Origin of the sequence: Exiguobacterium sp. RIT341 (assembly GCF_000632205.1) — a bacterium.
Classification (GTDB): Bacteria; Bacillota; Bacilli; order Exiguobacteriales; family Exiguobacteriaceae; genus Exiguobacterium_A.
Genome location: NZ_JFYW01000012.1, coordinates 70,040 through 95,438, shown reverse-complemented (window position 1 = coordinate 95,438; position 25,399 = coordinate 70,040). Strand labels below are relative to the sequence as shown.

General features: G+C 49.7%; 15 protein-coding genes. 3 read left to right on the top strand and 12 right to left on the bottom strand.

Annotation, left to right across the window (positions count from 1 at the left end; translation table 11 throughout):
- Nucleotides 1-39: 39 nt before the first annotated feature.
- The 5 genes from BW42_RS15145 to BW42_RS15125 form a co-directional block, all read right to left on the bottom strand.
- The gene (locus tag BW42_RS15145) at nucleotides 40-2,541 is read right to left on the bottom strand and encodes a hypothetical protein (RefSeq protein ID WP_155960231.1); all 2,502 of its coding nucleotides are present in this window, start codon (nucleotides 2,539-2,541) and stop codon (nucleotides 40-42) included.
- Nucleotides 2,542-2,662: 121 nt separating this feature from the next.
- A complete protein-coding gene (locus BW42_RS15140; RefSeq protein WP_197026254.1) occupies nucleotides 2,663-5,479 on the bottom strand; it encodes an exodeoxyribonuclease V subunit beta in 2,817 nt (938 codons plus the stop codon).
- A gap of 573 nt (nucleotides 5,480-6,052) precedes the next feature.
- Nucleotides 6,053-6,571 carry a hypothetical protein gene (locus BW42_RS15135; protein ID WP_052019212.1) on the bottom strand — a complete coding sequence of 173 codons (519 nt, stop codon included), beginning with the start codon at nucleotides 6,569-6,571 and terminating at the stop codon, nucleotides 6,053-6,055.
- A 54-nt stretch (nucleotides 6,572-6,625) separates the two neighbouring features.
- Entirely contained in the window at nucleotides 6,626-6,979 is a 354-nt protein-coding gene (locus tag BW42_RS15130; RefSeq protein WP_035412993.1) for a hypothetical protein, read from the bottom strand.
- 54 nt (nucleotides 6,980-7,033) lie between these two features.
- On the bottom strand, nucleotides 7,034-7,684 hold the full coding sequence (locus BW42_RS15125; RefSeq protein ID WP_035412986.1) for a hypothetical protein: 651 nt from the start codon (nucleotides 7,682-7,684) through the stop codon (nucleotides 7,034-7,036).
- 273 nt (nucleotides 7,685-7,957) lie between these two features.
- Here BW42_RS15125 and BW42_RS15120 point away from each other — a divergent pair, with 273 nt between their 5' ends.
- Nucleotides 7,958-8,572, top strand: coding sequence for a hypothetical protein (locus BW42_RS15120; protein ID WP_035412983.1), 615 nt, complete (start codon nucleotides 7,958-7,960; stop codon nucleotides 8,570-8,572).
- 8 nt (nucleotides 8,573-8,580) lie between these two features.
- Here the strand turns inward: BW42_RS15120 and BW42_RS15115 are convergent, their stop codons facing one another.
- The 4 genes from BW42_RS15115 to dcm form a co-directional block, all read right to left on the bottom strand.
- A complete protein-coding gene (locus BW42_RS15115; protein ID WP_035412981.1) occupies nucleotides 8,581-11,715 on the bottom strand; it encodes a hypothetical protein in 3,135 nt (1,044 codons plus the stop codon).
- 284 nt (nucleotides 11,716-11,999) lie between these two features.
- A complete protein-coding gene (locus BW42_RS15110) occupies nucleotides 12,000-13,340 on the bottom strand; it encodes a hypothetical protein (RefSeq protein ID WP_155960228.1) in 1,341 nt (446 codons plus the stop codon).
- Nucleotides 13,341-14,049: 709 nt separating this feature from the next.
- Complete coding sequence (locus tag BW42_RS15105) at nucleotides 14,050-14,523, bottom strand: very short patch repair endonuclease (RefSeq protein ID WP_081780450.1); 474 nt, start codon at nucleotides 14,521-14,523, stop codon at nucleotides 14,050-14,052.
- 129 nt (nucleotides 14,524-14,652) lie between these two features.
- Complete coding sequence (dcm, locus tag BW42_RS15100) at nucleotides 14,653-15,921, bottom strand: DNA (cytosine-5-)-methyltransferase (protein ID WP_035412978.1); 1,269 nt, start codon at nucleotides 15,919-15,921, stop codon at nucleotides 14,653-14,655.
- 190 nt (nucleotides 15,922-16,111) lie between these two features.
- Here dcm and BW42_RS15095 point away from each other — a divergent pair, with 190 nt between their 5' ends.
- Both BW42_RS15095 and BW42_RS16080 read left to right on the top strand, forming a co-directional pair.
- Entirely contained in the window at nucleotides 16,112-16,885 is a 774-nt protein-coding gene (locus tag BW42_RS15095) for a hypothetical protein (RefSeq protein WP_035412976.1), read from the top strand.
- The gene (locus BW42_RS16080; RefSeq protein WP_052019210.1) at nucleotides 16,882-17,994 is read left to right on the top strand and encodes an HNH endonuclease; all 1,113 of its coding nucleotides are present in this window, start codon (nucleotides 16,882-16,884) and stop codon (nucleotides 17,992-17,994) included. Before BW42_RS15095 ends, BW42_RS16080 begins: the two co-directional genes overlap by 4 nt.
- 122 nt (nucleotides 17,995-18,116) lie before the next feature.
- On the opposite strand, the gene BW42_RS15085 is transcribed toward BW42_RS16080, so the two are convergent.
- From BW42_RS15085 to BW42_RS15075, 3 genes are all read right to left on the bottom strand, one after another.
- Nucleotides 18,117-21,479, bottom strand: a complete 3,363-nt coding sequence (locus BW42_RS15085; RefSeq protein WP_035412974.1) for a hypothetical protein — start codon at nucleotides 21,477-21,479, stop codon at nucleotides 18,117-18,119.
- 63 nt (nucleotides 21,480-21,542) lie between these two features.
- The gene (locus tag BW42_RS15080; protein WP_035412971.1) at nucleotides 21,543-24,116 is read right to left on the bottom strand and encodes an SNF2-related protein; all 2,574 of its coding nucleotides are present in this window, start codon (nucleotides 24,114-24,116) and stop codon (nucleotides 21,543-21,545) included.
- The gene (locus BW42_RS15075; RefSeq protein WP_035412968.1) at nucleotides 24,100-25,314 is read right to left on the bottom strand and encodes a hypothetical protein; all 1,215 of its coding nucleotides are present in this window, start codon (nucleotides 25,312-25,314) and stop codon (nucleotides 24,100-24,102) included. Before BW42_RS15075 ends, BW42_RS15080 begins: the two co-directional genes overlap by 17 nt.
- Nucleotides 25,315-25,399: the final 85 nt, after the last annotated feature.

The following is a 25,399-nucleotide window of genomic DNA, read 5'->3' as shown; positions in this document are numbered from 1 at the left end:
TATTTTACCCTTTCTATACCTTCTAGGTTGTTAAAAAATTCACCTGGTGTTGACGTGTGCATCTCGACAAATCATTTGATAGGGACAATATTTGCAGTGATTTCCTGGACTCGATTCGATGTTCATGTTTTCGGGATTTACTGTATTCGCATTCCTTTCCCCGAATATAGCCAGTCTTTGTAGGGCGTCCGTATACTTGATTCCATCCAGGTATAGATAGGCTGGTCGGTATTCATTATTTCTCCAGTATGCATCATGATGAAGTCTGAGCATGTTTTTCTCGACTATCGTCAAATGAGGAAAAGCGTTCGATATCAAATTAAATCGTCCATCCCCCGCTTCTGATTTACCCGCGATATCGTGATGGAGGAGGTTCTCGAAAGTGAAGCTACCGTGGAACTTCGACTCAAAGACCGGTCTGTCGTTCAAAAAGAAGCTGTAGAGTGCCCGTTTCTTGCATATCAAAGCAGTATCACGTTGCAAATAGTGATAGATACGTTCAGGATATTCGAGTTCTTTGTCTATATACTCATCTCTCTGGTCTCGAGAGTCTTCGTCTTTTTCCTCGTGTTCCGGAGGTCGGCTTACTTTGAGTCCCATCAATTCCAGATAGTATGAAGGGGACAACCCTTGCTCCTGTTCTAATTCTTGTACGAAGGAGAACTTGATGTGTACTGCTTGACACATCAGAATATAGAAGAGATAACAAGCAATCTCAAACTCCAGGTCCTTCTTCATCTTCAACTGTCGGAGGTTGACATTTTCAACGAACAGCTTGTCAGTGCTCACCTTCTTCAACGGCCACAGATTGAGTGATTGTACATATGGAAACGACTTCTGATCCATCAGACAAAAATGAATGTTCCGATTCATGTCGAACTGCAAACCGTCGCTATTTAACATAGGACTGACGAGAGGGCTTCCGGAGGTCCTATGTCCATCGCGCATCTCTGCAGCATATTCATCCTCATGTGAACTCCCCCCGAGGAAAAAGTTCAATCCCCTGATTAAATCTTCTCGTTGGACAATTTCCAAGGGACTATCCTCAAGATCACTCAAGGCCTCACGGACGGACTCGACGATTTGCTTGTCCGCCTCCTTCTTGATGTGTGGTAAGACCTCGGATTGGACATGCTCATCGAGTATTTTGACATATGATTTAATGTCCACCTTCTCCTCTTTGAATAGCTTGTGGTACAAGGTTCTTATCGCCTTTATCCCTTCGATGATGCCATCGATTTCCTCATCCTGTACGGAAAGGTGCCCCACGACCTCAAATGGGTTATTGTACATCAGGTGGTCAGTCAGGTTACTCCCCTTGTATGAATCTTTATTGAATGGCGATTTGCTGAATTCTCTTTTCAAAGAAACCCTTAATTCTTTGATTTGTTGAAGCGCCTCAAACCATCCTTCGAAAGTTTTCTTCTCCTCTAACACTGGCGACAGCATTTTGAGGCTCTTCATGTATCTGTTGGTGGACTCTCCCTTCACCATGAGGAAGCCGGAATTAAAGATTCTTTGCAGAAGATCCGTGGTCATCGCATCATCATTTCTGTACCTCCCTTCGACGACATCGTATCTCCCGACGTTAAGACGGTGGACATCGAGAAGAAAACGACCAAACGGATACTGGGACAGCTGCAAATCCTGTGGATTGTCCGGATCTTCCATATACCCTTTCAATTTTCCTGCTCTTGGTGATACCAGCACGTGATCTTCCTTTATAGCTTGTTTTCGGAACTGATAGAGGTTGGTGTATCGATGAATGTATCCTTCTACCTCTTCTCCGAACGTACCGTTCAAGACATCTAGGAACCTCTTCGCGTGGACATTGATCGGATAGCTGTGGTGCAGCGCCTTTATACATGTCACGTTCTCCATGTCTAAGAACTTCTCGACGGGCTCGAACCCGCGAGCATATCCTTCTGCATGATTCACGACATGTACGACCTCGATATCCTTACTCAACCGATCGAATATCATTTTCTGTATCGGCATCAAGAAATAGAATCCATGAAGTACGAGCATACCTTTTCTTCTAAAGAAACGCTCGACGAAGTCCTCGGATTCTTTTTCATCTGATTCTGACCATTGAGCAATCTCTTCCTTTTTCTGCTTATGAATGAGCTTTACTAACGCTTTCTCAAACACATCGATTGCTCGTTCGGAGAAAGCGAGATACCAATCATCAAATTCTTTGAACATCTTCATCCGTTCCATCCCACGGATGGCATGGTATAACGTAACCTCCTCGTCCGTCCCTCCCATGAGTTCGTTCAAATTTTCCGAAGTGATTCCGCTCTCGCGTAGGAAACGCATCGTCGATAGCACGGTCTCCTGATTCTTATCGATGGCTCCATGAATCGCATGATGCTTCACTTTCTGACTATCCGAATACTGACGGAGCACTTCCGAGAGTGTTGTGTATTGAAGAAGCTCTGTAGATGCAGAGAACCAACCATTCCCTATCACCTGCGATAACTCTGAGAAAGAATAGACCTCTCTCCCTATCCAGTTACAAAAGTCATCGTTGTTGTTCATGATGCCTTGCTTCAAGGAATTCGTAGCCGTGATGTGGATGGCATCCCGATATGGAGTAAACGTCGAATCCGGATGCATCAATTGTTCCGTCGTCTCATAGGTGATTATCTTATAAGGCATGTCATGACCTCCTTGCCATCTTCAATAAATCTTTCCATGTGTTCGGTTCGTCGCCCGTTTGTCTTTTATCATCCATTTCATAAATGAACAGTCGTTCTTCCGCTCTCGTCATTGCGACGTAAAGAAGTCTTGTCTCTTCACGGAGTTGTTCCTCATTCTCGCCTGTTCTCAAACTTTCGTACTGCGATGTCTTAAAATCGATGACCTTCTTGTTCTTTACATGCTTCACCCGTCTCCATGCAAACTCGATTTTTCCAGTGGATGATACATGTACGATCGTATCATTCACATCCCCATCATCTCTCCTTACAATCGCGTTGGTCGTATAAGGAATCAAGACGGTATCGAATTGTAGCCCTTTCGCTCTGTGTACGGTAAGGACGCGTACAGGGTTGCCATCAAAACTGGCATCATCCAACTCTGCCTCGTCTGCCTCCCTGTTCGTCGCGACTTGCATCTCCAACCATTCATGTAGAGTCAGGATATCAATCGGTTCGTCAGCGAACGTCTCGTGGATGGACATCATGATTTTATGGAGGTTCAGTTCATATTGAGTGATGTCTACTTCTGATACCTCTTTCTCTCGAAGATGTGCTTTATAGTTCGACTTCTCGATGAACGAATCGATGACAGGGAGCAGTGGGCTGAACTTCAATCGTTCTCGTGACTCTCTCCAGGACTCATGTAAGGAAAGGCTCGTGTTGGTCGCAGACAAACGCTTCTCGTTGACGAGCTCGAACATCTGGGGATGAGAATTGTCAGTTTTCGCATATGCCGTCTCCGACAGAGCATGAAGGGCATCTCGCCGCTCTGGGTACACCCATGAGTTGATAAGGATCAGTAGGTCACGGGCGGCAGCGGATTCGAACAGAGTCCCGTTCATTCGCACTTCAAAGTTTTTAATGCGTCCGTCTCCTCTAATCATATCTCCGATTTTTTTGGCTTCTCCATTCCTCCTTACGAGTATCGCCATTACTTTATTCCCTTTGCTCTCGTCTCCTCGGCTGACCTCATCTAATCTCATCTTGATCTCATCCATGTCGATTTGGTCGTTCTTAAGGAACAGGCATTCTCCTGATTGGTCGGTCTTCTTTCTCGAAACCATGCGACCCTCTCCTTCAGGGAGTAGTTTCAAAGGACTTCTCCTCCAGGCCGAGAAATGGTCTTCCATTCGTACTACGAGTCGCTCGCTCGATCTGAAGTTCTCATCGAGCCGATAAGTAACGGGCTGATCAAGCCTATGATGGTTCATCATTTTATCTAACACATTGAATGCAGATGAATCTGCTCCCCTGAAACGATAAATCCCTTGCTTCACGTCACCTACTGCTATAAGTCGGATATTCGTTGCTGCGATGATGCTTACGATGGACTGAATTTGTGAGATGTCCGTGTCCTGGAACTCATCGACGAACAGATAGCGATACCTATCTGATAGTTCCGCGATTGGCGCGCCGTTCTCTCGGATCAACTTCATGAATCTGGTAAGGTCCGAAATCCCGATCGTGTCATTCTCGATTTTAAAACGAAATAGTTCTTCGTCTGACTTCTTCAGTATTTCGATAACCGATTTCGTGAAATCGGATTCCGATTCGCACATCTTCATTTTGGAGAGATCATCAGAGATGACACCCTTTTGTTCGAACTTGTCCCACACGCTCTCCAAGAATTCCCGAGCCTCGAAATACCACATTCCATCGAACGGATTTTCCACCGCTTTTTCGTGAAGAACTTCCTCGAACATCCGTTCAATCATTCGTCGTCGCTCCATCGTCATCTTGGAGACGCGAAAGCCCGATCCAAAACCAAGGTACTGGCCGAATCGAGTCAGAATGTTCTTTCCGAATGAGGGGATGGTCAATATATCCATCCGTCGTAGGTCATTGATGTGCTTCATGTATATTGGATTACCCGTCAATTTGAATCTTTGGATGAGTCGTTTCGCGAGAGACTCTTCCATGTTATTGGCCGCCTCGTTCGTGAATGTAATCATAGCAATCTGATCGAGTCCGTCCACCAATCCCATGTCGAGAAGGTACATGATACGTGCGATGAGTGTCGTCGTCTTACCACTTCCCGCACTTGCGTTGATTGCGATATGTTGGTTAGGATTTGCATGTTCTACGACATATTGGTTGTAGTTGAATCGACTCGACAGATGACCATGCCTCTTCAGGTACTCTTCCTTCCCACGTAGACTTAGGGCGTCCCCATCTATCACACGAAAGGGGGTGATTCCTGGTACATCGATTGGTATATGATGAACCTCGACACCATCTCTCCGAAGCGACTCGAACTCAGCGGAATCCATCTTCCCACCAAAAATCACGGAATGTGACGCGAGAACCTTTCTTGGCTTGCCTGCCTCTTCTATGGCCGTAACGGCCTCTTGTCTTCTCGGAAGCATGACGAAACGATCAACGTCCGACTCTGGCTTCAACTTTTCTTCAACGATGTCCATCTCTCGACTGAACAGGCCTAAAACCTCCTGCACGTCTTCCTTTTCATATAGGGACATCGGATTATCAGAAGCATCAAGATGATTTTCACGTAACTTTAACGGCATGGCGTAGAGTCGATAGGATAGTCGATGCTTGATGCGTTCGAGCGATATCGACTTCGTCTTCACATAAGCTTCGTCTCCAGAGAACAGTTGGAGACCTATCGGGACGCCATTCTTCACTACGAGCACGTCACTCTTCGCAAAGATATCGTGCGAAAAGCTCATCTCCACCTTATCGAACAACTTTGACTCTAAGAGTTGAAAATAGAAATGGATGTCCGTCAACAATGCCTTATAGGCGTATTTCGCTTGCATCTTCGCAGAATCCCTGTCTCCTCTAGGAAAAAAGGATGTGACGAAGTCTTCACTAAACTCCTCAGCAGACGGGATTCTTTTCTCTTTAAGAATCATGAGATATAACTCACTCGTGTAGAGCGGTGCTCCACGATTGACAGTCCGTCGTAATCTATAGGAATGAGAGGGTTTTTCGTAGGAACTTCTTAATGCGTAGTAAACATTATCAGAGCTACCGATTACATCCAGCACTTCTTTCATATCAATCATATCGATACCTCCTATTAAAGTAGTTGTGACCGCTAATGCAAACATCATCGTCCAATCTTCGTTTCACTCGAGGACGTTCACCGAGACTGCCTTCTAAATGAATTGAATCGACTTCATCTCTAAATACAATTTTATCCTATTATTTTCAATAAAACGATTCTAATTTGAATTTCATGGAATGAAATGAATCATGTTGATGGATGTCCATACGGACTATTTATCGTTCCGTCAATATGTCTTATCCACTCATTCCTAAAGAGACGAAAAGGCGACCCTGTCATAGACGGAGCCGCTCCTCAAATATCAATCATGCACTTCATTCTTTTAGTTCACTCCGTGATGACCTTCCAAAATATCAACTCTGACACATCGCGATAAGACGTTCTTGTTGACAGACACCTTCCAAGCCCCCATCCGAGAGTGCCAACTCTTCAGCTCCAGGAAGGTGCTCCAATCCATTTCGTATACTCCAGCCAACGTATAATCCTTGTTCAGCCTCACGAGTATCAGATGGTCGAAGAGGTGCTCCTCTTCCTTCTCCTCCCCAGGTGCATTGAGTCCATAGAACACACCGGTCGACGTACTCGTGACCGTCTTCACGCTATATCTCCGACCATCCTGGCTCGTCGCATCGAAGTGCTTCATGCTGACACGAGAGATTTCGAGGTCCGGGAACGATGGATTGTCACGATACGTCTCTACTGCATAATATTCTCCGACCTCACCTACGATGTTCCGCGTGCGGACGATCCCCCTCGTCTTCATCTCTTCATACCATGCACCGTACAATCTCACCAAATCGCCATCTTCCATCCTTTTCAGACGATCAATCATGTCCTCCATGAAGTCCCGTCCTTTCCGTTTCGATTACCTACTTCGAATATATGCTCGATATCGTCAATCAATTTCATGCTCCATCTTGAAGTAGGTCTTTCCTCTAGCATGTGGATATTTCCCGAAGTACCATTCCTCTGGACGGTCCATCATGACCTTATATAGTATCTGCCCGTAAAACTTCGCCGCCTCAACGTTGTTCTTGCGGCAGGCAATCCAAATCGGTTCATACAATGTCCCTCTCCAATCGCTACCCGGGATCCAACTTGAGGTGTGGACGTCACCACGGTCGATGACCCGGTTCAGCTCCTCGATGATGACTTGATAATCCTTCTGGTCGATGCTCTCCATCCGCTTCTTGAACTGTGTTTCGTAGGCCACGTGCGTTATCAATTCTCCGTCGATTGTCTTTAGCATGTTCGCTCCTCCGCTTCCTGATTCATTAGAGTCGTGTCACCGATTGCTTCATTCTCAGTCCTTCGAGAGCCGCAGCACCTCGACCGCGGCCTTCATGCGTAAATCGAGGTCATCGGAATTCAACGCTTCGATTAGAACGTTTTTCGCGGCACTTACTATATCCTCGTCGAACAGTCCCTTGGACTTGTATGTCTCGATGCTTCCTTCGATGACGGTGAAAGGGTTGTTCCCATCCTCCTCGATCAACTCCAGCAGCCCGGTATCATCCAATGTTCCGGAGAACTTCGTCATCGTCCCACGATTCTTGACGAAGTCTACGATCTTCTGCTGCATGCTAGCCTTCGCGACCGTCGCTTTCCATTCGACGCGACGACGATGACACATTCCAACCTTCTGGTCGTCATACTCTTCAAGATACTGATAAGGTCCGGCAATCCCGACATGAACGATGGAGCCATCCGGGACGAGGATGATGTCGCCCGGCTTCACGACGTTGACGAACATGTTGACCACCCCCGTATAGGCCCCGAGTCTCTGTCCTTCGTACCGGTATTCCCGTTCGAGTTCCCGTCGTATGTCCTTCTTGTCAGCATTCTCGAGATTCCCGATTCCCGGCCATCCGATACAAACGAATCCTTCGTCGAGGAATTGCTTACCTCGATCAAATCCATGCGGCTTGTCCTTGAGCTGAAACACCTGTCTCATCGATTCCACTCCTTCTCCTCCAGATAGGATTTCCACTTCATGAACATAGTATAACGGAATGAAAACGAAATTACAACACCCTAAAACCCTAAGGATTAAATTAGGGTTTTAGGGTGTTCGAGAAGGTTCGATTTCCAATTTTTCGACAGTTCGGGTCCTGAATGATTTATAGTATTGAGGTAGATCATTAGAAAAAGACCGGATTAATCGTCCGGCCCTACTTCATATACATCATAACGTGGCGTATCATCCGTCACGGAGGAGTCGATTCAAATGGAAGTCAAATATTCACAAAAGGAACTCATCGAGCTGGTCCTTCATCTTCAACAGGATAGGAAAAGGACCATCAACGCCGCGATGTATGACAAGTTGGCTCGTCGCGATTCATATCCGCCACTTAAGGATGTCATCGACGTCTTCGGTTCGTGGACGCAACTCCTTGCCCATGCAGGAATCATCTCTCTCGATGAGCTTGATTCACATGCCATATGGCGCCTCAATCATCTTCGGATGCCGAGGGAGAAATGGACGATACAGGAGAGTCTCATCATCTGCCGTCATCTCCATGGGAAGTATCTCTCGACTTCCGACTATAACCGGATACGTAAGGAGCATCCCGAGATGCCGAGCCGAGCGACCATCGTGAACAAGCATGGCAGTTGGGCGGAAACCTTGAGGCACCATGGCTTGACCCCACATAGCCGTTTCACGGATGACGAATGCCTTGATTTCTTGAGGACTGCCCTCTCTGCGCGCGAAGGTGCGCTGAACTCCGTCGAATACGACCGCTGGGCGATTGAGAATGGCGCACCGCGGCTCCTCGCATTGACGAAGCGGTTCGGCTCATGGCCGGGCGCGTTGGCGAAGGCACGGGCAACCTCTGATTAAGAAAGGCTTTATTTTATCTCTACGCCTGCGTATAACTGTTCGAAGAAGTCTCTCTTGTCGAAATGGATTCGTCTTGTCTCCGGGACGTAGTGAGCACCAGTCATCCGTATCTTCTCGATGGTCTTGTTCGGATCGAGCGAGATTCCGAACTCCTGTGTGACGAACGATAGGAGTTCGTCCACGGACATGCCGTCAATGATACAGTCTCGGACGAAGTCGGTGAGATTCCTGACATGTTCACCTCGATAGAAGATGTCGCCCGTCGCCGATGGGATATAACGTATCCCTTCATGTGCTCGACAAAGTCGTTCGTAGAAGATGTCATCGAAGCCCAGTTCAAGGATTTTATGCGGGACTCGTTCGTGGATGTTCTTGACGGTGAAGTATCTCTCGTCGGAAAAACTTCTAGAGACGATCTTCTGGAAATCGATGAGATCTGATTTTGCGATGCCTATCTTCTCGAGTACGGAGATGTTCATGTAGTGATTTCTCCCTATCTGTAGGAGGTCGAGTCCTGACTGGAGTTCCGATATTGTCTTCCGGAACGACCGTGTCTTCAGTAACGGAGATTCATCCAGCACAAAGTACTGATTTCCCATGAGAAGATTTCGGTAATAGCATTCACCACTCCCTATCTCTTCTCGGACGATAAATCCGCCACTCAACACATAACCAACGCTTTTCAACATTTTTTTGTTCAGATATATATTTCCTGAAGATTTGAGGACGGGAAATCCATCAATCAAATCCTGAGCGATATAGATGTCGTCGACGAGGATTCTTTTAAGGAAATTCTTATGAATCGTCGCTGGTTTAGCAGACGCATGGATTAGTTTTCGTTCAGGCGTGACGTATTCCGGCAAATCAGTAAGCACGCGAGTCCGCGTGGATGGTCCATGTAACCCAAAATTCTGCTCTAGATGATTGATGAAGGCGTCCAGAGTGATGGGGGATAGCTTCTTGATCAATCGGGTGAACCATTCGATTTTATCGGCGACGCCTATCGCGAACTCTGGGATGCGTCTGATTTTAATGAAATCAAGGTCTAGCATACGTTTCAATACGTTATGCAGTTCGTGGTGGTCCTTTATGTCTAACGACCTGAAATAGGATTCATTCGTTTCATAGACGAAGCTCGTACTGTAGATTCCTTCAGGCAGCATGAAGAGCTTTTCGAGATTTGCTTTCTCCTCGACGATTCGATCGACCTCGAAATATCGGACCTTCTGGTCATAAGAGTGGATGCAATACGACGATTCTGCGATGGTACTTTCGAAATTATGTAAGGAGATTCTATACTCTTCGATGACACTCTTCTTACCATGAAGCTCTTCGTCGAGGAATTCTGAATATCGTACATGATGGTTCTTGGTGGAATCAGCATCTCGTCCATGCATGAAAAAATACTTCTTCATGAGATTCCGCTTGGTCATCTTCACTACGTCACCGTTCTCATCCTCGAAGAGCGACTCGGCTTGAAGATATCTGATGCGTTGATCTGGAAGTAGTTGATTCAGACAGTCCGACTTACTCTTCTTGACGCCATCCCAGATTCGTTCTTTTTTACATTTTAGCTTCAGCAGATGGAACGTCTCTTTCTTCTCTAGGAGTACCTCCGTGAAGAATTCCTGGTCGACAGCATATTCTCGGAATATATCAATCGTCCGACGCGTTTCCTTGATGTGCGTGATTGGGATTTCAGCTAATACCTCATCCAATACTTGGCTAATCCTCTGACGAGATTTCCCTTGTTCTTTCGCAATTTCAGCAGCACTCATCCCTCTCAGACGTTTCTTCAGGAAGAGTTTTCCCTGTCCCTCCTCCATGGTTCCCATGAACTCGTCAAGCGATCTGAATCGTTTAATCACATCGAAATTCGAAATGCTGATGTACTTCAACTTTTCAAGGCGCCGTAACCCCCTCATCACTTCTTTTGCCGTCATACCCGCTGCATCATACCACGAGCGGTAAGAGTCCTCTTCCTCCATTTGATCGTATACGGAAATCAATCTACGGACAATCGTCTTCAAATCAATCCTGTCCCCGGTTTTTCCGCCATGTCCCATAAGAGGTATTTCCCTTTTTTCACCGTGATTATCGCCAGGACAATCCGGTGGGATGTTTCGTCCCGATGATTTCACCACTTTACTGTCACCCACTCTTCGTTCGTGTCCGACATAGGACTCGTAGGCGCACATGACTCTTTTGTAGACTGACGACCGCTCTACTCCTCCAGTCAGTCTCTTGAATGTCTCGTAAGACATACCACCGAGATCCTTGAACCGTATCCGTGACGGAATCAAAATATTTTTTACGATATACTCACTCATCCCTCCTTCTGCTAGGACGAGATGGTACAACGATGTCATATCGTCCAAAGAAGCAATCTCTTGTGGATTCAAATCAGCCAGGAGAGCCTTAATCGACTTTCTGATAGTTTGGTTCGGCCAGATTTCTTTCTGTACTTTCCTACGGTTGATGGCTTCGAGCGTGACGCCTGACTCCATCATTCTCGCTAGCAATCGGAAGCTTACATTATGCCCCTTCTCAACCGCAAAGTCGGCAAGGCATAGCAATCTTCCGTCTATATGTTTTACCGGTGTAGTTACCGAACCCTCATCGTCCTTACCATCCATAGCTTTTGCATGATTTTCATCTGATGATTCATCAGGCTGATCGACAAGAAGCCCTTTATGTCTTCTGATATAGGCCTCACGTGCAAACATGACTCTTTTATAGACTGATAATTTCGACGCTCCTCCAACCCGTTCCGTAAATTCCTCGAATGTCATGCCATCCAGGTCCACAAAACGTATCCGTGCAGGAATCAAAATCGATTTCACGACATGCTCGGTCACTCCTCCATCAATCAATACGAGATGATACAGTGATGTCATGCCTTGCAAAGAATCCATCTCTTGTGGCGTCATGTTATACAGAAAAGACTTCACCTTCCGTCTCGTTACGAAGTTCGGCCAAATATCGTCAGGAGTCTTTCTACGGTTGATGTCTTCAAGGGTTACTCCCGACTCCATCATCTTTAATATCGAACGAAAATTGATGTTATGCTTCTTTTCTGCCGCCAAATCGACGAGACATAATAACCTTTCGTCGACTCTTTTCTCATGTTGTGATTGTGACATGTTCTATTCTTTCTTCCTTCCTTATGATTCGTTCGTCACTAAAATTGTCCAGGACGATCACATTACTGAAGTCTCCTGAACACTCATCCTCAAGTGTCGATGATGAGTCACCATTCTCGCGAGAAGAATCGATTCTACATCAAGAAATCATTCCACTCATGGAATAAAAAAAATGCTGAACAGATTATCGTTGAGATGAACGTCCAACTATAGAAATCTCGATATACACAGAATCCGCCTGAAATCAGTCTCACCATCGATTCTTCTTGGGATGGGCATGCTAATCATTTTTCATTATCGTATAAATCATCGAAGAACTTTTCTTTATCGATATAAATTTTTCTAGTCTCAGGAACATAATACAAGCCACTTGTCCTGACCTTTTCTATGACCGTCCGTGGTTCGAGACTTATGCCATATTTCTCCTGGATGATTGATAAGAAATCATCGAGCTCAATGTCATCCACGATTTGGTCATTTATGAAGTCGACAAGGGCTCGCTTTCGAGAACCCTGATAAAAAATATCCTTACCGTTCAAAGCGATGTATCGGATTTTCGGATGAGTGCGCCAGAGTCTCTCATAGAAAATTTCGTCGAAACCTAAATCAAATACTTTATGCGAAAAATGATTCTGCAGATTTTTAACGGTATAGTACTTTTCTTCCTCGAACATGTCAGCCACAAGATTCAAGAACTCACGTAACTCGTCTCTCGTCACTCCATTCCTCTCGAATACCGAAATGTTCATGTAAAGGTTGTCCTCAATCCTGAGCAATTCTAGATTGTTTTGTAGTCTGATGATTACTTTCTTGAACTCCCTCGTCTCCTGAACACCGGAATAGTCACTCTGGAAATAGTCATTTTTCAATAAGTAAGTCTTAAAATACTTATCGACAGTGCCTATCTCACGCCTAACCAAGAAACGCCCATCCCGAACATATCCTTTTTCCTTCAATGACCGTTCATTCAAATATTTATATCGAAAATCTTGGATTGACCGATTCTGTCTAACAAGATCCGCCTCCAGATGAACATCCTCGAAAAGAACACCTGTCATGAATTTCTCTACTATCAAATCCCGTTCTTTCTCCTTAGAACGTTCGCTATGTACGTGCGACGAGTCTGACGACAATCTATCGGTCTGATTACTCAATAGATTCTTCTTTTGTTTGAAACTCAGCAGAGGGTGGGACTCGAACTTATCCTCTTTCCCTTTAGTACATTTTTCATTCAAAAAATAGTATAAGCCTACTTCTTCCGCGAGCACCTTCGTGAAATAGGCGACGTCTACATCATATTTTTTGAACAGCGGGGAGTATGTTCGCGCCTCATCGATATGGGTGATTGGAATTTTAGCAAATATCTTTCCGACAATACGGTTAATCATGATTCCCTGTATGTTATATTTTTTACCGAGATCCGACATGCTCATACCACTCAGACGATCAATCAGAAGTAGCTTAGCATTTCCTTCTTTTTGATTTCGGACAAATGCGGCAAGCGTTCTCGTGACCTTTTTTATGATTTGATTTTCGATTGCGACGTATTTCATCTTCTCTAATCGTGATAAGGCAGACTTAAGTTCTTCCGCTGACAAGGTCGATTCGTTCAACCATGCTTCCAAAGACTCAGCATCTTCCATGTCATCATAGACGTACGTCAATAAGAAGTCTGCGTTTTGTTTTTCTAATCGTATCGATTCCTCTGATGGAGTCGTCCGTATCTGCGCTTCTTCTTTAACCACGACGGGCGCCTCAGCCGGCACCGTCTTTTTTTCTCCGACGTCAGTGGGCTCGACAATCAGGAAGTTCCTTCTCTTCGCACATTTGACGAAGGTCTCCTTCATGATTTTGAACAGGCGGACTCTCTCTGCACCACCAAGAGAATCCTTGAAGGTCTCATAACTCATGTATCCGATGTCACGCAACCGTATTCCTGAGGGTACAAGGATATTTCGGATTATCTCTTCCGTCAATGCGCCGTTATACAAGGAGAGCAGATAGAGAGAGGAGTCTTGCCGCAATGATGCCCAATCGTCTGCATCCGCCTCTTTACGTATCAACAAGTTCAATTGTGCGCGCGTGACTGCATTCAATCCGATTTTCTTTCGAACTTCAGTAGTGATTCCGTCAGTCAAATCTTCCAGTTCGATTCCGCTTCTTATGATTCTGATGACGGTCTTCAGTTCCAGCCTGATTCCCTTTCTATCTCCGATATCCATCAAACCTAATATTCTTGTATCTAGACCATCGAACTCTTCTCCTACTGCCATAATTCTCCTCATCTCTCCCTTAACAGTACGATATTTCATATATCTCCATTATATAACAGAATTAGTCACATGGGTCATCCACGCCCACCTCTTCCTCGAGGTACGTCTCGAGTCTTGCCTCCTGGACATCCGCCCCCGAACCGAGGAGTGCATGATACGTCTTATCAATCTCGTCGATTACCCGGTCGAAATCGTCGTTCACCTCATGCTCCCAGTAACGCAGTACGGTCCATCCTTGACAAAGATAGTGCTCCGTCTGCTCCTTGTCCCGCTCGCGGTTCCGCTTGATCTTGTTACGCCAGAACTCGACGTTGCTCTTCGGCTCCTTATAATGTGCCGGACAGCCGTGCCAGAAGCACGAATCCAGGAACACGACGAGACGCTGTGCCGGGAAGGCGATGTCTGGCGTTCCGAGCAGTCGTCGATAGTTCTTACGATATCTGAGTCCTCGATGCCATAGTGCATGTCGCACCTTGACCTCCATCTTCGTGTCCGTCCCCTTGACCTTGCTGAGGTTCTTGTTCTTGGTCGCCATCATTTTTGCCTCCTCTAGTCATCCTCATACTCCGCTTTTCCCGTTCCGGGGTCCTCCGGAAACCCAAAAAGGCACCTCCATAGCGTATGGAGATGCCTCGATATGTCCGTCCGGGTCACGCACGGCGCTTTAGTTGTTGTTGATGTAGAAGGATTCCTGCGCAGGCACCGGTACCGGGTGTCGGTCCTCGATCTGCTCGATGCGCCAACCCATCCGTTCGATGAGGCCGACGACCAATGCGTTCCCCATGCAGAAATAGCGCATCCGGTCACTCATCGTGCTCGTCCAGTTGTCCGGGAATCCGTTCAGGCGCTCGCACTCGAGCGGTGTCAGGAATCGCCGGCGGCCATCGACCTCGACCACGTGCGAGCTACGGTTCGTCGTCCCCTCGCTCGTCAGCATCGTACGACCCGGCTTGTCGAGATCATCGATCTCCGACATGCCACCCTCGGCGTAGATGTACTTGTGGCCGTCCGCCGACGTCCGCTCGATTTTCTTCGCGCCACGCAAGAAGTTGAACTTCTCGATTGCGGAGTCCTTGAGATAGAACTTCTCAGGCACCGTCTCCTCCGGCTGCAGGATGTCCCGCAGCGGGGTCGGCTTCTCGAAGACCGGCTCCGTATGGATGGAGTGGAAGCGACCATCATGCATGTAGCCCGAGTTGTGGAAGTTCGCAGAGAACGTGTCGGAAATCTCGACGATGTCTTCCGGGAGCATCCCTTCGAGTCGGCGGTTCTTGATGACCTCCGGCTTGACCGGGAAGACCGGTGCGAAGAAGCCCTTCTCGAACAGGATGTCGTCCGCCGTATAGGACTCGAGTTCCTTGGAGAACCCAGAGTCGTCACGCGTCGCGAAGATGAACACGCGTCTACGACGTTGCGCCATGCCATATTCTGCGGCGTTGAGGACACGCCACTCGACCTTATATCCGAGGTCACGGAACGTCGCCAGCATGACTGCGAAGTCACGACCACGTTGTTTCGCCGGTGACTTCAGAAGACGATCGACGTTCTCGAGGAGGACATAGCGCGGTGCCGTCGCCTCGATGATGCGCTTGATTTCCCAGAAGAGGACACCCTTCTTCCCTTGTATCCCCTTCTCGCCCGACAGGCTGCGTGCGACCGAGTAGTCCTGACACGGGAACCCACCGACCACGATCTGTGCGTCCAGGTTACGGAACGCCTCGTCCGTCACGGTCGTGATGTCCTCGTTGGAGTGAATCCCTTCATCGAAGTTCGACGCATAGCACTCGAAGGCATCCTGTGCCTTGCGTGAGGGCTCCCACTGGTTCCCCCATACGACCTTGAAGAGGTCCTCGTTCGCCTTCTCGAGCCCGACGCGGAAGCCGCCGACCCCTGCGAATAGCTCGATTGTGTTGAGCCTTTTTCTTGTTTCCATAAATACGAACATCCTTTCGCTCTGTTTCAGTTTCTCAATTATATCAGATATCTTTAGGTTTGAACAGATCGAAATTTCCTCGATTCCAACTTCGTCCCCGACGCCTCCCTCCCGGCTCGGCAGTCGCTTGGCAGCATGCTATAATCTAGGCATGAGCGTCAAAAATATCTATACATACGGAGAGATGTCCATGGAACCGCAGAACAATGATACGAACGAGATGAAGAACAAATCCTTCCGCCTGTCGGAGGAGGTGACACGTCGGATCGGCGAGCTGGTCCGGGAGCGTCAGGTGACGACGAACCAACTGTTCGAGGAGTTCGTCACGTTGAGCGAGAACCGCTCGCACGATCCCTTGCTGACGGAGGAGGACGAACAGCTCTCCCTGTTGCTACGCCAAATCGGCAACCTGTTCGAGGAACGCTCCCTACGACTGAAGCGTCAGGCGACGGATCTCGCGGGCATCAAGACGCGACACGAGGAGACCATCTCCCGGCTCGAGGACGAGGTGATCGAGGAACGAGCTCGAATCGAGGAGGAGGGACGTCTCGCCGGCGAACGGCTCGCTGAACGTGAACAGGAACTCGTCGCTTCAGCACAAGGGGCGGAGATCGGACGGAAGAAGGCAGAAGATTCTCTTGCACGTCTCGAGAAGGAGCATGCCGACACGGTGAAGGCGTTGCGTAAGGAACTCTTCTCGCTCGAGGAGCGGCTCCGGCGCGGCGATGAGGAGAAGGAACGACTACAGCATCAGCTCCATAGCCTGACGGCCGTCGCGGACGACTACAAGGATCGTTCCCGTAACGCCGAACGCCTGGAAGAGGAGAATCGCGAGCTGATGATGAAAGTCCGGCTGCTCGAAAACGAGAAGGAGCGACAGGATGCCGCAATCGCCGAACGCATCGAGCTCGCCGTCCTGCGCGACCGCGAACGACGCGCCGATGAATCAGGGGACGGTCGATGAACCGTATCGTCCCTCAGGACCTCATACCAGGTAAGGTCTATCCGGCAGGGACGGATTCATCCTCCCACTTCGCGAACGAACCCTTGAGCCGTCTGTTCCGTTTCGGGGACGGACTCCGCGGACTCGGCAACCAAGGGGGCATCCGTCGTTCGATGGTCGAAGGACGGGATGGTGCCCCACGGGAGGAGGCGTTCACGGTCATCCTCGACACCGGGAAACAATCCGAATGGAGGAACGAATACGACCCCACCAGCGGCATCCTCGTCTATTATGGCGATAACCAGACCCCTGGCAAGGACTTCCGTGACACGAAGCAACGTGGGAACGAGACCTTCCTGAAGTATTTCGACCGTGCGTATTCCGTTGAGGAGAGCCATCATGCTCCGTTCTTCTACTTCGAGCGCGTCGGCAACAACGATGTACGCTATGTCGGGATCGCCCTGCCTTATGTGGAGGGAATGACGCGTGACGAGGTACTCCGTCGTCAGCAATTCCATCATCAGGGTGCAGGCGCGTCATATGAGAACCTCGTCGCACGCTTCACCGTCCTCCCGCTCGCCGTCTCGGGCGAATGGCTCGTCGACTTGAAGACGGGAATCATCGGTGGTCCGAACGAGCCTGAAGCCTGGCGCGCGTTCCGCGACGATCGTTCCATCATATCATCGGATGACGATGCTTTGGACGACCCGGCAGTCGAAGATTTTTCCCGACCACCGCGCCTCCACGAAGGTGCGAGGATGACGATGTATCGCCTCTCCCAGTCGCGTTTCCAGGAGTCGCTCCTCAGACGAAGCTCATGTTGTGAGCTATGTGGACTCGCGGTACGAGAGCTCCTCGTCGCGAGCCACATCCTTCCCTGGGCGCATTCAGATGACCGACAGAAGGATGATCCCGACAACGGACTCGTCCTCTGTGACATGCATGACGGCCTGTTCGATAAGGGGTTCATCTCGTTCGATGAGGAGGGGAGAATCCTCTTGACCTCACGGCTCGACGCGAACAGTCTCCGCCTCGTCGGCATCCGGGAGGACATGACCATCCGGATGTGGCCTGGACGCGAGGTCTACATGCGACATCATCGCGCACGCTTCGAGGACCCACTCGGGTGATGTATGACGATCACCCCGCCACTATGAGCGGATGCTGAGCGACATGCCATCATCTTCGACATCAATACGAAAAAACAAGAGAAGGACACTGCCCCATGACGGTGGCGATGTCCTTCTCTTGCTCATTTACCTACGATCAACGTCTTCTCGAGCGACTTGAAGTTGTTGCGTTCGACCTTCACGACGAGTTTCGTCTTCGCCGTCTGTCTCGGGATGGATAGCTTGAACTTCCCATCCTTCGCTACTAGGACCTTCTTCGAGATGCTCTTGCCATTCTTGAAGACTTGCACGTAGGAATCCCGTTCCGTCTTCCCCTCGACGAAGCGTGAGGAAGATGTCACGTTCTTGACCTCTAGATACTTTATCGTGCCTTTCACGGTACGCCGTTCATAAGGAGAATCGATGCCATCCTTCCCCTTCGCCTTGACGACTATCCGAGAGCCTACCGGCCAGCCCTTGCCACTTAGGCGGTAGTTACCGCGACTATCCGCTTTCACGAGATACTTCGTGGTATTGATCTTGATTTCCACAGTGAGCCCGGGCTCCGTTTTCCCGGTAATCGTCTTCGAGTTATCGAAGACCGGATTCACGGTCGGCTTTCTCGGTACGTGTTTCAAGACCACTTTCTTCTCTGAACGGTTCCCTACTATATCCGTCACGCGTAGGAGCAGTTGCTCTCGTGTACCGAACGCTCTGTTCACGACGTACTCGAACTTACCGTCTGATGCCGTCCTCACATAGAAGATCCGCTTCGACTTCTGATAGATTTCGACGGTCGCACCAGGTTCACTCGTACCATAGAGTCTCGTACCGACGGTCCAGTCATCTCGCCAATCGATTCCGACGTTCGTGCTCGGTCCGATGGTGTCGGATTGCTTCGCTTTGTACACCACTTTCTGAGGCGCATTTCTGCGTGAGAGATGTATCTTGATTTCCGAATGATTCTTGAGTGGCTTGTCGAGATTGAACACGACCTTCTCAGCAAATCCTTGGGTGATTTTTTTACCTTCGTATTCGAGTGTGAGATATGGATCGACCCTTGAACCTTTGATGTTCGTTTTCAGGACTACCGACTTCCTATCCTTCATCAACTCCACCGAGTTGATTCCTAATACGGAAGATGCATCCTTTAGCGTGACCAGGTTATCGCCCTTGTCGAGTATCTCCATATCAACCTTTTCGGATGCCTTCAAGACATGAGTCTTGATGGAGAACCTTCCTGTTCCGTCAGCCTTCGCCGTGTATTCCCGACCTGAGATGCTCACCGTCACATTCGCCTGCGGTTCGGTCTTCCCTTCGATTGAATCTTCTCCTGCGTAAGGTGTGACTAACATATCGAGACTAGGTCTTACGGTATCGATGGGAATGATTTTCTTACGACTCTCGTTCCCGTTCGGGTCCGTGCTGACGAACTCGAAATATGCTACCCTACCGAAACTGGAATGGTGACTGTATACCACGTTATCCCAATATCGTCTCATGGCATCGACCGTCTCGGTCCCGCCGTCGTCGTAGACGATCGTGATTCTCATCGTATCACCCGGCATGAGACTTGCTCTGATTTGGTCATCTCGATCCTGGATTGGTTCCACTTTGATTGCCGGAGGTGTCGTATCCCGATAGGTCAGTCCCACGGTCCGACGCACTTTATTCTTCTCATCATCAATCACTATCTTATATGGACGATGCGCCGGACTGACGTCCGGAAGCTTCACGGTGAAGTTACCTATCGCGTCACTATAAGTGGTCTCGAGGTGTCCATCGTAATATATGGCAGAGACCTTGAGGTTCGGAGCCGTTCGTCCGACGATGCTCTTACTGCCATCGTCCAAATCATCGATTCGTGGAGAATCAAGCTCTACATATTCTCCGATTACGGAATCGGACTTCACATTGTTCTCATCCACTACTCGTAGAGTGAAACGGTCACCGTCCAACCAATCTTCGATACCGATCTCATATCCACCGGACGGATTGCGATCGTAAAGGAGGAACTTCCTGACGTCGAAGGTCCCGTCATCATGTATCTTCGATAGCTCTATCCATTTGTCGATTAATTTTTCGTTACTGACGGATACCTTCATCGTGTCGTTCTCAAAATAGTATGATGGCTTTTCGTTCGGACGCAAATCGATGACTTCCGTCTTCCTGGTCATGCTCACGCTGCCACCATAACTGGCCGTCACGGTTACCGTACCATCGAACTCGTTTGGTAACAAGGCGGAAAAACGACCGTTTTCATCGGAGGTGGTATTTATTCGATAACTTCCCATCACTCCAATGAAGTCGATATGGATGTCCATGAACCTCGGAGCACTGCCCGTCACCTTCGTAGAATCAGAGGTCACATCATCCAGGACTAAATCATGACTATCAAAGTTTTTTTCATATAGTCGATGCGTTTCTTGACCGAAATATGTCCCATCCTCTTTTTGCACCACGAGTGTTATGGCGGGAGCATCTATTTTCCGAGGGACGAATATCGAAAAATTCCCTAAAGCATTAACTTCGCCTAATCTTTGGAGCATATCATCGCGTTTCATGAACACCCTGTATCCCGGTCTTCCTTCACCTCGAATATAATCATTCTCTCGGATTCGCTCCGTCTTTATGATGAGGGGATTATCAGCGCTTATCATCGGGCCATTGACGTTTTGGGGGCTTTTAAAAATCTCCGGCATCACATCTTCGCCGATATTGCTCATATCGATTCTGTAAGTGGCAATTCCTTCATCAAAGTAGGTCAATTCATATAACGCTTCTGAGAAGTATCCTTCCTCGTCACTCCGGAACAATGTACCTTCTTCCCATGTACCATCGTCCATCTTGTTCTTGAGAAAGAATTTCATCGAAGGCAATGTCTTCCCCGTCATGATGACCTGATCACCTTCCACCTTGCTCGAGATGGTGAAAGGAATTTTTTCTGGGGTAGCGATGTCTATGCTGACTATTTCACTTTTGATTTCGCCGTTACGTACATAGGCTTTCACACTATCATAGAACAGATTTTTGATTCTCAAAATCGAAGTTCCGCTGTATACTCTTTCTCCTGCGAGGACGACGGTCTCATAACCCTGTGGACTATAGAAGAGGGACTCCCCGTCCTTGTTCTTCCCTAGATACTTGGGTGGCTGGATTGGTTCCGTCATTTGTTCTGCGGAGTAGCGGGCGATTCTTCCATAGGTGCCGTCCATCTGTTTTTCACGTATCCCGATGCTCTCTCGACCGATTTTCTGGTCGAATCTCATCTTGAACTTCCCGTCAGCATCCGACTTCGTCGCATACCATTTGTTCGCGAACAGAATCATCACTTCGGTGTCCGCCTCCGCAGTCCCTTCGATTTCTGAATCAATCGAAGTGAACGGCGTCAGTCCCACTTCCGCATGGACCGGGTTCTGAAGAATGAAGAATATCAAAGGCAGTATGAACATGAATGCATTGAATCGTAAAAGGTCTTTCACCCTTTTCAAGCTCACTTGAATCATCACCTCTTTGGTTTGATTGGGCACTGCCAGATTGCTTCTAGACGATTCCGTTCGACCGGACCGTCACTCGAATAGTGCGATGATTTCCTCATAGTCGACCGTCGGATCCGGACGGAGCTCGCCGTTCTCGATTGCGTCGAGCATGCGTTGCTCCTTCATCTTGAGGCGGTCATAGATTTTCTCGTCGACCATCCCGTGTTCCTCCGGTTGTCCTTGCATCATCATGTAGTGATAACGCGTGTATTGTCCCTGAGGTAGACCCAGCCGATGGATGCGGTCCCGCGATTGTAGCATGTGCGTCAGGTTGAACGAATATTCCAGGTAGACCGCATCATGACAGACATGGTGCAGCGATACCGACTCGGCAAGGGTATGCGGGTTCGTGACGATGACGTCGAGCTCGCCCGCCTGGAACGACTTGATGATGCGTTCGCGTTCCTCGAGCGGCGTACTCCCATAGATCGCCTCCGCCTTGATGCCCCGGGCGAGAAGCTCCGCCCGGAACTTGTCGATCGTATGGACGAACATGCACCAGACGACGGCCGTCTTGCCCTCATCATGCAGGTCGGAGACGAGCTCCACCCCGGCACGGAACTTCCGTGTCGTCGGCACGCGGCGCAACAGTTCGACCTCCGAGCGGTCGAGCGTGACGGGAGGCGTGTCCTCCTGTCCGGCGAAGGTGAGGCCGGACGCCTCCTCCTCTCCATACATCTCCTGGAAGTCGAGCGCCCGCAACAGGAGCTCCGGGCAGGTCGAGGCCTGCAGGAGGCGGATGTACATGCTGAACGGGTTCCCCAGGTACTTGCGATGGACGAGGTCGATGATCGCCTGCTCGGCATCGTTCGCCTCCACGTGGTACTGGATGTCCGGCTCCGCCTGCGGTACCTGGAGCTCGTGCTTCGTCGTCCGCCAGAAGAACGGCAGCAGCTTCGCGTTGATTTCCTCGATGCGGGTCGAGGAAGGATTCTTCAGCTCGCTCGGCTTGAAGTTGAAGAAGCTCTTGTAGTCCTCCCCGTACAGGATGTTCAGGAAGTTATAGACGTCCTCGTAGGTGTTCGGTATCGGCGTACCGGTCAGGACGTATTTATAGGAAGTCAGCGTCGAGAGACGCTTCGCGATTTGGGCCCGTTTGCTCTTCATCCCCTTGATCTTATGGACCTCGTCGAAGATGAGCATCGTGCGTCCGTCGATGACGTCGCTGAGCACGCCCTCGAATCGTCCGAGAGACTCATAGTTGACGAGGACGAGGTCGAACGAGTCCCCACCGAGACGAAGCTGACGAATCGGCTCGTCCGAGTCATGGATGTTGAGAAGGCTTAGGCTCCGCTTCGTCCCGAAGTTCTCGACGTACTCGTCCTTCCAGGCGAGGAACGTGTTCTTCGGCCCAATCATGATGATCTTGTTCACGCGGTCGACCTCCGGGGAGGACAGATAGGCGAAGGCGCCGTATACCATCGAGGTCTTCCCTGCACCCGGCACGGAGAAGTTCGCCGCCCGATGCATCTCCGCCATGTAGAAGGCGGACTGCATCTGCTTGTCGCGGAGTTCCCGGTGCAGCTCACGGTCGACGATCGATGCGAAGTTCGCATACTTGTCCTCGATCCGGTCGTCCTGCGTCTTCAGCAACATCGCGTAATTCGATCGTTCCTCGATGAGATAGGTCTGTCGCTCGAGATGTTCGGCCAGCGCGCGCGTCACCACGACGTCGAAGTCCCGTCGTCTGCCTAGCTTCTCGAAGAGTTCGATGACCTTCCGGATTTCGACGTACGTCAGGTCCTCGCGGAAGTGAGGATATCCTGCATCCGCGTAGTAGGGCTTCAGCTTCGTCTTGATGGTGAGCTCGTTTTCCTTCATCTTGCCTGGTGTCACGTTGTCGTGGATCACGAATCGTCCGTCATCGTCCACCGTGAGGATCATCGCGTCCTCCTGTAGCATCTCCTTGTCCAATATGATCGTCCCCTTGTCGTATGTCAGTATCTTCTTGATGATGAGTTCCTCGATGTGCTTGACGTAGATGTTCTCCTCCCGCATCCGGTCCGCCCAGAGCAGGTCGAACTCGCGACGCGCGCGAGGGATTTTCTCGACGTCGAACGGGGAGGAGAGCCATGTCGTCGTGATGTCGAAGGACTCGAAGTTGTTCTGGATGGCGGCGCTCGTCTCGTTGTTCGAGCCCGTGAAGTAGATGACGTTCCCGTATTCGTCCTCGACGAGACCGAACTTCGAGTGGAACAGCCCGGACGACTTGAAGCCGATCCGGATGTCGACGACGCCGGTCGCGATCAGATGGGCGAGGTTGCAGTAGTCCATCATCTCCTGACTATCGAGCCGTTCGTCGAGTCGTCCGAGCAGGTCGTCGACGGTCTGTTCCCGCAAGGCATAGCCTTGTCGTATCAGCCGTACGTCCTCCTCGCTCAGCTCCTCCGAGACGATGAGCCGCATCCGTCCACCGTTGCGGACCAATCCCTTGACGCCCTGACCGTAGGAGGCCAGCGCCTTCGAGCTGAAGTAGCCGCTGACCCGGTCATAGGCGACCGCCCGTCCGAGGACGGGCATATAGAAGTCCTTGCCGATCTGATGCTCCGTCGTATAGTAGGACGGTCGCAGCACCAGGTCGCGGAAGTCAGAGTCGTGATTCATAGGCCCCGAGTTCCTTCCGGATCTGTTCGACGAGACGGGCGAACTCCTTCTTCGAGCCGGCATCCATCCGGGCGATCTGGTCCGCGTCGACGTTGTCGAGCGTCCGGATGACCGTGTTGAGCGAGTCGATCGGCTTCATCTTGACGCGCGTCAACACCGTCTCGTCCACACGCTTGCTGACGATCGAGCTCGCCTCCTCGCGTACGTTCTTGAGGTTCTCGTTCAGCTTCTTGACCGTGTTCACGGTCACGCTCGCCTCTTCCTGATAGGCATCGTAGACGTCCTCGACGATGTCGTCGTATTCGTCGAGGAACTGTTCTCGGTTGCCCGCCTGGATGATTTCCTTCCCGATGCGTCGGATGTAGCGCGTCAGGTCGCCGTCCTTCGAGAGCGTCATCGCCGTGAAGAGGGCGTTCTTGACGCGTTCATGTTCCTCCTCGTCCTTCTCCTTGTTGAGGATGAGCATGACCTCCTGGAGCGGTCCGTCGAGCTCCATGTCGCGTGCCACGTAGTACTTGCCCTCGGCGTTGATGAACGAGAGGAACTCGACCATGAGGTTCGCCTTCTTGAGCATCTTCTTGACGTCCCCTTCGGTCTTGTTCGTGTTCGTCGCATATTCCTTCACCGTGAAGTACTTGTTCTTCTCGATGTCGTTGTAGACCTCGACCAGGTTGTCGATGGCGTTATAGTCGACCGGCCGCTCCTCGCCGTGCTGTAGGTTGAGCTCGAGTCGCTTGATGTCGATCGCGGAGAGCCCCTCCGACGGATCAAGGATGACCGCCTCGAAGAACGACGTCTTCCCTTCCCGCTTCAACTGACGGAGGCATGTATAACGTCGGTTCCCGTCGACGACCGTCCCGTCGTTGAGGACGACGCCCGGAAGGCGCTGTCCGAAGAGGTCGATGTTCTGCTTCGTCTTGTTGAGCGCGGCGCTGTTCGACTCGACGATGAACTGCTCGACGAGGTCGTTGTACTCCTCCTTCGAGAGGCTCTGGATGTCCTTGCCTTCCGATTCATAGCGGTTCATCGAGCTGATGATGCGTCCGTTCTGGCGGTTATATAAGAGGTGCTCGAGCGGGATGCGGTGTACCGGGTAGCTGCGTGTCTGGCCCTTGATCGTCAGCTTACGCGTTCCGTCCGTCAACGAGATGGTCTTACCGATTTCTTTTTGTAAATCAATCTTATTATCGAAGTTCATAGCTTGTGATTCCTCCCAAATTTCATGTGCGTCAACCAGCTGGTGACGCGACTCCATAACTAAATTTTACGCATTTATAGAAAAT

Excerpts from the sequence above, each read along its gene's own strand:
- BW42_RS15145 (WP_155960231.1), bottom strand. The coding sequence starts at position 2,541 with ATGAACAACAACGATGACTTTTGTAACTGGATAGGGAGAGAGGTCTAT.
- BW42_RS15140 (WP_197026254.1), bottom strand. The coding sequence starts at position 5,479 with ATGCAAGCGAAATACGCCTATAAGGCATTGTTGACGGACATCCATTTC.
- BW42_RS15135 (WP_052019212.1), bottom strand. The coding sequence starts at position 6,571 with ATGGAGGACATGATTGATCGTCTGAAAAGGATGGAAGATGGCGATTTG.
- BW42_RS15130 (WP_035412993.1), bottom strand. The coding sequence starts at position 6,979 with ATGCTAAAGACAATCGACGGAGAATTGATAACGCACGTGGCCTACGAA.
- BW42_RS15125 (WP_035412986.1), bottom strand. The coding sequence starts at position 7,684 with ATGAGACAGGTGTTTCAGCTCAAGGACAAGCCGCATGGATTTGATCGA.
- BW42_RS15120 (WP_035412983.1), top strand. The coding sequence starts at position 7,958 with ATGGAAGTCAAATATTCACAAAAGGAACTCATCGAGCTGGTCCTTCAT.
- BW42_RS15115 (WP_035412981.1), bottom strand. The coding sequence starts at position 11,715 with ATGTCACAATCACAACATGAGAAAAGAGTCGACGAAAGGTTATTATGT.
- BW42_RS15105 (WP_081780450.1), bottom strand. The coding sequence starts at position 14,523 with ATGGCGACCAAGAACAAGAACCTCAGCAAGGTCAAGGGGACGGACACG.
- dcm (WP_035412978.1), bottom strand. The coding sequence starts at position 15,921 with ATGGAAACAAGAAAAAGGCTCAACACAATCGAGCTATTCGCAGGGGTC.
- BW42_RS15095 (WP_035412976.1), top strand. The coding sequence starts at position 16,112 with ATGGAACCGCAGAACAATGATACGAACGAGATGAAGAACAAATCCTTC.
- BW42_RS16080 (WP_052019210.1), top strand. The coding sequence starts at position 16,882 with ATGAACCGTATCGTCCCTCAGGACCTCATACCAGGTAAGGTCTATCCG.
- BW42_RS15085 (WP_035412974.1), bottom strand. The coding sequence starts at position 21,479 with ATGATTCAAGTGAGCTTGAAAAGGGTGAAAGACCTTTTACGATTCAAT.
- BW42_RS15080 (WP_035412971.1), bottom strand. The coding sequence starts at position 24,116 with ATGAATCACGACTCTGACTTCCGCGACCTGGTGCTGCGACCGTCCTAC.
- BW42_RS15075 (WP_035412968.1), bottom strand. The coding sequence starts at position 25,314 with ATGAACTTCGATAATAAGATTGATTTACAAAAAGAAATCGGTAAGACC.